We start from the raw sequence: 12,834 nt of genomic DNA on the forward strand, positions 1-12,834 counted from the left end.
CTTGAAAATTGTTAGCGTTTACAATAATTTCTTCAAAAATAATATGTTTATGAAAATGCTACTGATCTTCTCGATGATATCCATTGTCACGATCATTACATTGTCTTATATCATCTTCCTGTCAGTGTCCGACTCCACAATTCGTCGGGAACTGGCGATCCAGAAAGCGGCGATGGAACATGTGGATCGGTACATTCATCAGCAGTATGAATCGGTACAGAATATGGTGAGGGACATGCATCAGAATGAGGCGCTCTCCGCCAACATTACGTATCTGATGAATCATTCGTACGCTGAATATGTTCAGCACATGACAAATGGATATTATGCTAATCAGGACGATTATTCGGCCGATGTGTTAAAACATTTTCAGAACATTATGGATCGTAATTCCCAGATTAACCAACTCATGTTGTATAGCGCTGAGCAGCAGGATCTGTCTACCTTTAATCAACATAAGCAGTTCCGCAAGCTGGACGCCAATGTGGCTCATTCCTATATTCCGGACGTGATGGCGATGGAAACGCCCAATATCAGTGCACCCAATTACTGGATTCGCAAAGAGATTAATCAATGGGACCCTGCGCTCTACTCCATCCGCGTACCAATTAACAATACACAGACTCTTCGGAATCTGGGCCAATTTCTTGTCTTCTTTGACTCGGAGGGAATCGGTAACGCGCTGGATAACTACGAGAGTAACCTCAAGGGAGAAATCGTGGTGTTATCGGCGAAAGGGACAGTGTTATTTGACTCCAACAATCATTATTACGGGAAGAAGTATCCCTACGTGAATGTGGCCGATTCCCTGTTTGATCAGACGGATATGGATTCGATGAAAAAAGAGCAGAACATGTATGTGAACAAGTTTGTCTCCGCCGATCAGGGTTATGTGGTCATTGGCACCGTTCCGGTAGAAGAGATGGCTGAAACCTATGCGGGCATTCGCAATACCATCATCTCGATCAGTATTGTGTGTATTCTGTTTGCTGTGCTGGTTCCGGCGTTTTTCATTATTAACTTTGCCAAACGAACCCGTCGAATTATTCGTTTCACCCAAAAAGTGAAATATGGCAACTTGACGGCTCGCATCGACGATTCGCGAGATGATGAACTGGGGCAGATCTCCCATAGCTTCAACGACATGCTGGATGAGCTGAATCTGTATATTGAACGAGTCTACAAAGCCGAGATCAAACAGAAGGAGACCGAGCTGGTCGCATTACAGGCGCGCATCAACCCTCATTTTCTCTACAATACGCTTGAAGTGATTCGGATGAGGGCGATATCCCAGGGGGCGAGAGATGTTGGCGAGATGATCTATAGTTTATCCGTATTGTTCAAGAGCCTGGTACAGCAGAAGAAAAATTATACGCTGAAGGATGAGATGGAAGCTTGTCGCTTGTATCTGGAGTTATTCCGAATCCGCTACAAGGATATTTTCATATATACGATCCAGATCGATGCTGCTTATTATCAACACCCTGTGGTGAAACTTTCGCTGCAACCCATCATTGAGAATTATGTCGTACATGGCATTCAGACAGAACGTTCGGATAACCGATTATCGATTGTTGTGGAAGAAACAGATGATGTGGTGCAAGTGGAAGTCAGAGATAATGGCAAAGGCATTGATCCAGCACGCCTGACGGAAATCCTTGAAGAACTGGAACGTCCTGAAGAGTCTGGTCAGATGTTCGGGCTGCGCAGTGTCCATAGTCGATTGCGCTTCCTGTATGGACCAGAGTTCGGTATCACCATAGAGAGCACCCTTGGAGAAGGAACACGGATCAGGGTGCGTTATCCACATACAGAAGGGACAGGTGTTTAACATGTACAAGGTGTTTATTGTGGACGATGAGCCATTCATCATTGAAGGTTTATACGATATTGTGGATTGGTCTTCATTTGATATGGAAATTGTGAGCCATGCAGGTAATGGGCAAGCAGCGTTACAGGCGCTCTCTTCTCAGCCTGTGGACATTCTGATTACGGATATATCCATGCCACTCATGAATGGTCTCGATCTGATTCGGGAAGCAAGGCGAGTGCAACCTGAGCTTAAGGTCATTATCCTCAGTGGTTTCAATGAGTTCGAATATCTGAAGGAAGGCATGCAATTGGGGATCGAAAACTATCTGCTCAAACCGATTAATGTAGAGGAACTGGAATCCACGCTGAGCAACACGGCGTCCAAGCTGGATCATACGGTATCACCTCAAGCCGATGATGCGTATGGCATTCAGATTCTGAAAGATAACATTCTTCATCGATGGCTTACAGGACAGATTGCAGCTACCGAATTTGAAGAACGTGCCCAGTTTATGAACCTTTCGTTGGATGCACCTGACGTTGCTGTAGCCATCCTGCGTGATAAAGGGCAAGTACCCGGCATGTTTGAACGTGTAGAAGAGATGCTGAGAGACAGACGCCATCTGAACGTATTTCATGATATCGATGGAGACATCGTCATTATTGCCAATATTCAGGGTACGAGTGACGAGGAACAGAAGTTGATGGATGGCCTTCAGGCATTATCTGATGAGATAACCGTAACCCATCCGGCGGCACGCATTGGAGCAGGCAGATTGATGAAAGGGTTATACCATGCGCCGACCAGTTATGCCGAGGCCAAAAAAGCACTCCAGTATGTGATGATTTATCCCGACCTTAAAGTCATCGACCATGGCATACTGGAAAGGTGCGGAAGTTCAACAGCGACCTTTTTCATTGATTGGAGGGAATACGCCAAACTCATTCTGTCCCGCAATACAGAACAACTTGCCGAACGGATTCGCATGGATTTTGAACAGCATCGCGATGGGCTTACACCTGGGGAGTTACAGAACACCGCATTGGAAGTTGTGATTCGCTTCAAAATGGAGCTGGAAAGCATCAAACATTCTGATGAGTCTGCCATATACCAACAAGGGCTTCAACTTGTACTGGACAGTGGTACTTTTGATGAACTCGTGCGGGCGCTTCAGCAGGTTGGGTCGCAGACGATCCAATCCCTATTGCAGGATCTGAAGAATCCGATTGTAAACCAAGTGCTTCAGCATATCGACAAACACTACGCAGAAGAACTTTCCCTGAAGCTGCTGGGTGCCCACTATCATCTGCATCCGGTGTATTTGGGACAATTGTTCCATAAGGAGACCGGGGAGACGTTTGCCGAATATATCAACAAATACCGGATTGAACGTGCGAAGGAGCAACTACGCAATTCCAATCTGAAGGTACATGAGATCGCCCGAAATGTGGGGTATTGGGAGACGGGGTATTTCTATAAACAGTTCCGCAAATATGTAGGAATTTCACCGACTGATTTCAAGGTGTTTGGTTAATTCGGTGACGGGTAGATCCAACTATGCGGACAGAGAGCCAAGAGACATATCGGGAACAGGAATGGCATGGATGAAAAACATGGCATACGTTACCCGGCATGTCTCTTTCATGTAAGCGATTTAATTAAACAGGTACAAAATAGTTGTCCAAGGATGATTTCTCTTTAATTTGTACCTCGAAAACTTAAGTTTATCTTCTTTTTGTAAATGCTTTCATTCGATAAGGTTAAAGCAGTTAGTAAGTAGAGCCTAAGGGAACACGAAAAGGGAGGATCAAAGAAATGAGTAAAAAAAGAAAACGCTTCTCACTCGTTCTTGCATTGTTAATGGCCGTTACACTTGTTCTTAGTGCCTGTGGAGGAAGCAAAGATGCTTCAGAATCCGGGGGAGCTGGAGATGACGCGGTAGAGTTGATCTGGTATACCATCGGTACCCCTCAGAAAGACGTCAACAAAGTGATGGAAGAAGTGAGCAAGTATACCAAAGAGAAAATTAATGCCACGGTAACGATGAAGATGGTTGACTGGGGTGACTACCCGCAGAAGATGCAGGTTAACGTAGCATCCGGTGAGCCAATGGACATTCTGTTCACTTCTTCTGGTGGATTCGATTATGTACAAAATGCCAGAAAAGGTGCATTCCTCGAACTGGATGACCTGCTTGCTGAATACGGTCAGGATCTTACCAAGACCATTGATCCTGCATTCCTCAGCGGTTCCAAGGTAGATGGACACAATTACGGAATTCCAGCCAACAAAGAGTTGCCACAACAAGAGGTATGGCGCTTTAACCAAATGCTGGTTGATAAATACAAGCTGGACATCTCTGGCGTTCGTACGTTAGACAGTCTGGAGCCTCTGCTCAAAACAATTAAGGAAAACGAGGCGAGTGTAACACCATTTGCCATGGATAAAAACTATGTTCCCTACGTGCCATATGATTATGTCATTCAGAATCTGCCAATGGCAATCAAGCTGGATACAACAGACTATAAGCTCGTGAACATACTGGAAACACCTGAAATGAAAGAAGCACTAACCACGATGCACAAGTACTACAAAGCCGGTTATGTATCGGCAGAAGCGGCAACAACAGGTTCCACGAACGACCTGACAACATCGGGCAACTGGTTCCTGGATCGTGCACAGACTCAACCGCTCGCGGACAATCAATGGTCTGCAAGTTACGGTTATCAAGTTGTTTCAACACCTGCAAGTGAAGCAATTATAACGAATACATCTGTACAAGGCTCCATTATGGCGATCTCTGCCAACTCGGAATATCCGGAGAAAGCGATGGAGTTCCTGAACCTGCTGAATACAGATCCTGTGCTGCGTAATATGGTGGATTCCGGTATCGAGGGCACACACTACAAAAAAGTGGATGACACGCATATGGAAAATCTGCCTGAATCGAAAAACTACGATATGCCTTCATACTCCCTTGGGAACAACATGCTGCTCTATCTGAACAGCAATGACCCGGATAACAAATGGGATGAGTTCAAGAAGTTCAACGCTGAAGGTGTCAATTCCCCGATCCTCAGCTTTAACTTTGATGCAAGCAATGTATCTGCCGAACTAACGGCGGTACAGAACGTGAAAGAGCAATATTGGGCAGCACTGATGACAGGTACACTGGACCCGGCAGCCAATCTGGATCAAGTGATTGAGAAGTTCAATCAAGCCGGACTGGAGAAAGTAATGGCTGAAGCCCAAAGCCAGTTGGATGCCTGGAGAGCGGAAAACAAGTAACAGTACATCGTAAGGATCGGGCGGCTGCTTATCGCGTCCGGTCCTTTTTCATTCAAGCCTGAAGGAGGATATCCACAATGACTACATTTTTGAAAAACCTGATTAGAAACCGAGTCATGCTGCTCATGGTGCTGCCAGGCGCCATCTGGTTCTTCTTCTTCTCCTACTTGCCACTTGTGGGCACAGTGGCTGCTTTCAAAGAATATCGATTCAGCCGTGAAGGGTTCTGGGCAAGTCTGATGAAGAGTGAATGGGTTGGCTTGGACAATTTCAAATTCCTGTTCAGCACAAGTGACGCATGGCTCATTACACGCAACACGCTCTTTTATAACATCGCCATTATCTTCCTGGGACTGGTATTTTCTGTGGCATTGGCAATCCTGCTCTCGGAACTAGTGAATAAACGACTCGCCAAACTGTATCAAACCGGTATGTTTCTGCCGTATTTTCTATCCTGGGTTATTGTTGGTTACTTCGCATTCAGCTTCTTGAGCATGGACCGCGGGATGTTGAATCAGATTATCGGTTGGTTTGGGATGGAACCAATTCAGTGGTACTCCGAGGCGAAATATTGGCCGTATATTCTGGTATTCGTAGCGTTATGGAAAACCATCGGTTATAGCAGCGTTGTCTATCTGGCTTCCATACTGGGGATTGATAAATCACTGTATGAAGCAGCCATGATTGATGGAGCAAGCAAATGGCAGCAGATTCGCAATATTACGATTCCGTTGTTGTCGCCCATCATCACGATTATGACCTTGCTGGCCGTAGGCCGCATTTTCTATGCCGACTTTGGACTGTTCTATCAGGTGCCAAGGGATTCGGGTACGCTTTATTCCGTGACAAATGTTATTGATACGTATGTATATCGTGGTTTGAAAACTAGTGGTGAGATTGGGATGAGTACAGCTGCCGGATTGTATCAATCCGTGGTGGGTTTTGTGCTTGTTATTATCTCCAACTATGTGGTCCGCAAAATCGATAAAGACAGCAGCCTATTCTAGGACAAGGAAAGGAGTGAACCACTATGGCTCAAGCAAGGCTCGTTAAAAAACGCGACTTCCACCACGTATCCAGCGGCTGGAACGTGATCATGAACATCATCGCCGGTCTATTCGCTCTGATCTGTGTATTTCCTTTTGTATTTGTAGTCATTATCTCGTTTACGGACGAGAAAGCACTGGCCCGTGATGGGTATCGTCTGATTCCGGCAGAATGGAGTCTCGCGGCATATCAGTTTGTCTGGCAGAGTGGGGACACGCTGCTGCGGGCTTATGGAGTGACCATTCTGGTGACGGTACTCGGTACTATCATCAGTCTGATTCTCATGTCGCTGTATGCGTATGCGATTTCCCGCAAGAGCTTCAGATACCGGAGATTTTTCTCCATCTTTGCGATTCTGACCATGTTATTCAACGGCGGGATGATTCCAACCTATATGGTCGTATCCCAGCTGCTTGGGTTGAAAGATACGTTATGGGCACTGATTCTCCCGCTGGCGATGAATGCCTTCTATATTATGATCCTGCGTACATTCTACTCCACTAGTGTGCCGGATGCAGTCATTGAATCGGCCAAAATTGATGGCGCCGGTGAGTTCTATACCTTTATGAAAATCGTGATTCCACTCTCCTTGCCGGGACTTGCAACCATCGGGTTGTTCAGTACACTCGGTTACTGGAATGATTGGTTCAATGCGCTATTATACATCGATAATCCGAATCTGGTACCGCTGCAATCCATGTTAATGCGGATTGAGTCGAGTATCCAGTTTATCCAGCAGAACTCTGCTAACAGTTCGATGAGTCTGGCAGCCATGCAGTCCATTCCGCAGGATACATCCCGAATGGCGATGGTTGTGCTTGCTACGTTGCCGATTATATTCGCTTATCCGTTCTTCCAGCGTTATTTCGTACAGGGTCTGACGGTGGGCGCGGTCAAAGAATAGCCGGATCACGTTATAGGATTGGAGAGATGCAGATTGATGACTTACAAGGACCACAGCAAATCCGTAGAGGAACGGGTACAACACCTGCTTAGCCTGATGACTACGGAAGAAAAGGTAGGCCAACTTACTCAGCCATTTGGCTGGCAGACCTATACGAATGATCAAGGGAACATCACGTTAAATGAATCCTTTAAGCGGCAAGTGGAAAATGGGGGCATCGGCTCCCTTTACGGTGCGCTTCGGGCAGATCCGTGGACTGGCGTTACGCTGGAAAATGGACTATCCGCCAGAGAAGGCGCTGAGGCGGTCAATCTGATTCAACGTTATGCAATAGAACATTCTAGACTGGGGATTCCCATCCTGATTGGGGAAGAGTGCTCGCATGGTCATATGGCCATTGACGGAACGGTCTATCCTGTCCCCCTTTTACTGGGGAGCACCTGGAATGTGGATCTATACCGGGAGATGTGCCAGGCAGTAGCACGGGAGACACGTGCCCAAGGTGGTGCGGTCACCTATTCTCCGGTACTGGATGTTGTGCGTGATCCGCGCTGGGGACGTACCGAGGAATGTTTCGGTGAAGATCCGTTTCTCATTGGAGAACTGGCAGTTGCTTCCGTGGAAGGGCTTCAGGGTGAAAGTCTGGACCGTGGAGATACAGTAGCGGCAACGCTGAAACATTTTGTTGGTTACGGCAGCTCCGAAGGTGGACGTAATGCAGGACCTGTACATATGGGCTGGCGCGAACTGTTGGAAGTGGATCTGTATCCTTTCCGCAAAGCGGTGGAAGCTGGCGCTGCGTCGATCATGCCAGCATATAACGAAATTGATGGCACGCCTTGCACCGTGAATACGGAATTGCTGGAAGATGTATTGCGTAAGGATTGGGGTTTTGACGGTCTGGTCATTACGGATTGTGGTGCGATCAACATGCTGGCAAGTGGGCATGATGTCGCGGCAGATGGAATGGAAGCTTCCGTACAGGCGATTGTGGCAGGCATCGATATGGAAATGTCCGGTGAGATGTTTGGGCAATATCTGGTGCAGGCGTTAACAGAAGGCAAGCTTGATGTGAAGATTCTGGATCAGGCTGCCTCTCGCGTGCTGGCGTTGAAGTTCAGACTGGGCTTATTCGAACAGCCTTACGTGGATGCCGATCAGGCAGCGGAAGTGATTGGCAGTGAAGCGCATGTTCAGCTGGCACGACAGTTGGCTGCGGAAGGCGTTGTACTTCTCAAAAATGAGGCTGACATGTTACCTCTATCGATAGCAAATGTGGGTCGGATTGCCGTCATTGGTCCCAATGCGGATCAGGCCTACAATCAACTGGGTGATTACACATCTCCGCAACCGAAGTCGAAAGTGGCGACGGTACTGGATGGGATTCGTAGTAAGCTGGCTAGTCATGTGGATGGGCGAACGGAGAAGAGTTCTGTTGGTCCTTTGACTGGTGGCAGCAGTACAGATCAGGTTCTATATGCACCAGGCTGCCGGATTAAAGGGGATTCAAAAGAAGGATTTGAGCGTGCAATCGAAATAGCCAGCCAAGCGGATACTGTGATTATGGTGGTTGGCGGTTCCAGTGCACGTGACTTTGGAGAAGGAACAATTGATCTGAAGACGGGTGCTTCCAATGTGTCCGATAACTCCTGGAATGATATGGAGTGTGGCGAAGGAATCGACAGGATGACGTTGGGTCTTGCCGGAGTACAGTTGGAACTCATTCAGGAGATTCACAAGCTCGGCAAGAAACTTGTCGTTGTTTACATTAACGGTCGTCCCATCACTGAACCTTGGGTGGATGAACATGCTGATGCAATTCTGGAGGCGTGGTATCCGGGTCAAGAGGGCGGGCATGCCATTGCAGATATTTTATTCGGTGATGTGAATCCGTCAGGCAAATTGACGATCTCCATTCCGAAGCATGTCGGCCAATTACCGATCTATTATAACGGCAAACGTTCCCGAGGCAAGCGTTACCTCGAAGAGGATCTGGAGCCACGTTATGCATTTGGATACGGACTTAGCTATACCACATTTGAGTACAGTGAACCGCAGCTGAGTGCTGAGTCCATGACAGCTGATGATTCAGTTACGGTATCGGTGAATGTGACCAACATCGGCCGTTATGCAGGTGCAGAAGTTGTACAGATGTACATTGCTGACGTGGTCAGCTCACTGACTCGTCCCGCCAAGGAACTGAAGGGGTTTGCAAAAGTGAACCTGGAGCCTGGAGAGACACAGACCGTGGAATTCCAAATCGGAGCCGAGCAGTTACAGTATATTGGTCGTGACTTGAAGCCTGTTGTCGAACCGGGAAAATTCCATATTCATATCGGCAGCAGCGTAAACGATACGCAAATGGCCGAACTGACCGTAAGGGAGGCGTAAGATTTTGGAACGTATCAGACGATTTATTCGCGAGTTGTCCGAACATCAGTGGCTGGAGCAATTACAGCTGCGCAGCTGGGATATTACCCGCGCTTATTATAATGTGCCAGGACAGTATGAGGATCAGGGTGAGTACCCGGAAGGCCAAGATTTTGAGCGTTTTCCGAGCAAACAGGGAACGACTTATTTTTTTAGAACACGTCTGGAGATCCCTGCTACAGGGCAGCAAACACCTTATGGGCTTGTATTTGAAACAGGCGGAGAAGGCTTGCTTCGGGTAAATGGGCACTCTTATCAGGGCCTTGACCGCAATCATACCTACGTCACGCTTGATCCATCCAAAGTCGGAAACGCTCCGGAACTTGAGATTGAGATGTTTGACCCGGTACCTGAACCTGTAGACCCGTTGAATCAACAGGCGGTTATTCAGCCGCCGATCACATCAATTACGAGCCTGCTGGTGAGACCCAATGAAGCGGTTCGTAGTCTGATGTATACCGTCATTATTGTGCGTGATTCGGCTGTGTTGCTACCGGAAAGTGACTTCAGGCGGGTTCGCTTGTTAGAACTGGTGTATCGTGCGATGGATCAATTTGTAGGTATGTCAGCAGAAGAGATTGAGCAGGGAGAGGGTATTCGTCAGATTGAGAATAATCTGAAGCATCATGTGCGTGAGATTGGCGGCAACGCAGAAGGTCTGGAGCATATGGTAGGACAATCCCATATTGATATTGCCTGGCTGTGGCCTGTACGTGAGACGGTTCGCAAAACGAGCCGTACCTTCTCCACCGTGGATGCACTTATGAATGAATATCCCGACTATGTTTATTCCCAGAGTCAGCCCTTATTATATGCGTTTCTGAAGGAGCATGATCCCGAGCTGTATGCGCGGGTGAAGCAGCGGATTGTAGAAGGCCGCTGGGAACTGGTTGGCGGCATGTGGGTTGAGCCGGATCTGAACATCCCGAGTGGGGAGTCCCTGATACGCCAGATGTTGTATGGTCAGCGGTTCTATATGGAGGAGTTTGGCAAGACGTCACAGATTGAGTGGTTGCCGGATACATTCGGGTATTGTGCCTCCCTGCCGCAGATTTTGAAGCATGGCAATGTGGAGTATTTCATGACAACAAAGCTCGGATGGAATGACACAAATGTATTTCCATATGATCTCTTCCACTGGGTGGGCATTGACGGAACACCAATTCTTTCTTACCTCAATCATGGTGTTAACGAGCACACGCTGCCGAAGGATATTCATGATCACTGGCAATCCTACCGTGAGAAAGCAGCGCATCCGGAGCATATGCTTCTATACGGACACGGAGATGGCGGCGGTGGGGTAACACGCGAGATGCTGGAGTATGTGGATCGCGCAGACCTGATGGTAGGTCAGCCTGCGAGTCGTTATAGCACAGCTGGAGCTTTCTTTGCCGGAATTGAAAAGGAGCAACCTGTACTTCCGAAGTGGCATGGCGATCTGTATCTGGAGTTACACCGGGGAACCTACACGACACATGCGCGCAATAAGCGCAACAACCGGAAAGCGGAGGTTCTATATCGAGAAGCTGAGCTGTGGAATACACTCGCTCTGCCAGATATGGAGGCGAATACCGAAGTTCAAGTGCGTTCAGCACTGCATGACGGCTGGAAATTAATTTTGCTGAATCAATTCCACGATATTATACCGGGATCGGCGATTACGGAATCCTACGTGACTTCGAATGAGGAATATGTACAGGTTTTTGAATTGGGCAGAACCGGACTGGATCAAGGCGTTTCAGCATTAACAACGGGTATCAACACAGAGGGGCCAGAAGGTTCAGTAGCCTATGTTGTATTCAACAGCTTGGGATGGAAACGAAGTGCAGTCGTTCAATTGGCTGTGCAGGATGGCTTGGATCGCTACGGCATCGATGAAAAAGGTCAGCGCCTGCGGATGGATCGGGAAGATGGCAGTATGTCTATTCTCGTGACAGACATTCCGGCGTTTGGATATAAAACGATTTGGCTGGTACCGGAAAATACAAGGGAAACGAATGTACGGGAAATGAAGAACCTTGCCACACAACCAACCTTTAATGATACATGGAATACCGCCTTATATCATGTGCAGTTCAATGAACGTGGGGAGATCACCCGTCTCTGGGATAAAACCGCGGAGCGTGAGTTGTTGAAGCCGGGTGAACGTGGCAATCAACTTCACTTCTTCCACGATCGTCCAACGCTCTGGGATGCATGGGATATCGACAGTCGTTATGAAGAACAGATTGCTGGCGAAGTGGAACTGTTGGAGAAAAAGCTGGTGCTGGCGGGTACAACGAAAGATGTCCTGCGTTTCCGCTGGAAGCTACACCAATCGGAAATCACACAAGATATCGTCTTTTATCATGACTCACGGCGAATTGACTTCCAAACACAGGTGAACTGGAACGAAAATCACAAACTTCTGAAAGTTGGTTTCCCGATTGATGTGGTGACCTCCAAGGCCACATTTGAAATTCCATTTGGCGCACTGGAACGTCCAACACATCGCAACACAAGCTGGGAGCAAGCCCAGTATGAAGTCTGTGGACATCGCTTCGCGGATGTATCCGAATATGGATACGGCGTGAGCCTGCTCAATGATTGCAAATATGGGTACGACGTGCAAGGAAGCACCATTCGTTTGTCCTTGCTGCGAGCACCAAAATGGCCTGATCGCACCGCCGATCTGGGAGAACATGAATTCACCTATTCCCTGTACCCACACGACGGAGACTGGCGAACTGCACACACCGTACGTCAGGCTGCCGAGCTAAATCATGAGGTGGTTGTGCAACAAGTAGAACAAGTACAACAGTCGCAGCAAGTGCAACAGATGGAACAGGTGCAACAGAGGGATCAATCACAACAAAGCGCAGGAGCTGGAGTTTATCCAACCGCAGATGTAACGGCAACTGCCGCACAATCTCGACCAGCAACAGGCTCCTGGATTAACTTTAATAGTAATCACGTCATTCTCGATACGGTCAAAATGGCAGAGGATGGGCACGGAACAGTCCTTCGTTTCTATGAATCGTCAGGCAAACGCGAAAACATCACATTGCAATGGCCGCATGCCTTTGAGCAAGCCTATCACTCCAACGCACTGGAAGAACCGGTCCAACCACTGGCCCATACCCATGGCCAGATTACACTATCTTTTAAACCTTACCAAATACAAACCGTGCTACTGCGGTAAACCTTTTTGAAATATTTTTGAGCTACACATGTCCAGCTCGTTATTCACACGTTAACGGAGAGGACAGAAATAACCATAAGAAGCGAAGCGTTCGCCTTTATCCCCAGATTTTACCCTTTAAAAAGGGAAACAAAAAAAATCTGGGGATAACAGCGATCGGAAGGTTATTCT

Annotated in this window: 7 protein-coding genes; all 7 read left to right on the top strand. The window is 47.7% G+C overall.

The window, feature by feature from the left end; all coding sequences use genetic code 11:
- The first annotated feature begins 49 nt into the window (after window positions 1-49).
- The 7 genes from NSQ38_RS10875 (at window position 50) to NSQ38_RS10905 (ending at window position 12,663) form a co-directional block, all read left to right on the top strand.
- A complete protein-coding gene (locus NSQ38_RS10875) occupies window positions 50-1,831 on the top strand; it encodes a sensor histidine kinase (RefSeq protein ID WP_339789115.1) in 1,782 nt (593 codons plus the stop codon).
- A gap of 1 nt (window position 1,832) precedes the next feature.
- Window positions 1,833-3,347, top strand: coding sequence for a response regulator transcription factor (locus tag NSQ38_RS10880; RefSeq protein WP_339789118.1), 1,515 nt, complete (start codon window positions 1,833-1,835; stop codon window positions 3,345-3,347).
- Window positions 3,348-3,628: 281 nt separating this feature from the next.
- On the top strand, window positions 3,629-5,101 hold the full coding sequence (locus tag NSQ38_RS10885) for an ABC transporter substrate-binding protein (RefSeq protein WP_339789121.1): 1,473 nt from the start codon (window positions 3,629-3,631) through the stop codon (window positions 5,099-5,101).
- Window positions 5,102-5,178: 77 nt separating this feature from the next.
- Complete coding sequence (locus NSQ38_RS10890; RefSeq protein ID WP_339789123.1) at window positions 5,179-6,108, top strand: ABC transporter permease subunit; 930 nt, start codon at window positions 5,179-5,181, stop codon at window positions 6,106-6,108.
- Between the two features lie 23 nt (window positions 6,109-6,131).
- Window positions 6,132-7,052: a carbohydrate ABC transporter permease gene (locus NSQ38_RS10895; RefSeq protein ID WP_091037844.1), complete on the top strand. Its 921-nt coding sequence runs from the start codon at window positions 6,132-6,134 to the stop codon at window positions 7,050-7,052.
- A gap of 36 nt (window positions 7,053-7,088) precedes the next feature.
- The gene (locus NSQ38_RS10900) at window positions 7,089-9,443 is read left to right on the top strand and encodes a glycoside hydrolase family 3 N-terminal domain-containing protein (protein ID WP_339790481.1); all 2,355 of its coding nucleotides are present in this window, start codon (window positions 7,089-7,091) and stop codon (window positions 9,441-9,443) included.
- A 4-nt stretch (window positions 9,444-9,447) separates the two neighbouring features.
- Window positions 9,448-12,663 carry an alpha-mannosidase gene (locus tag NSQ38_RS10905; protein WP_339789126.1) on the top strand — a complete coding sequence of 1,072 codons (3,216 nt, stop codon included), beginning with the start codon at window positions 9,448-9,450 and terminating at the stop codon, window positions 12,661-12,663.
- Window positions 12,664-12,834 lie beyond the last annotated feature (171 nt).

It is taken from the genome of Paenibacillus sp. FSL R7-0313 (assembly GCF_037969885.1).
GTDB lineage: Bacteria > Bacillota > Bacilli > Paenibacillales > Paenibacillaceae > Paenibacillus.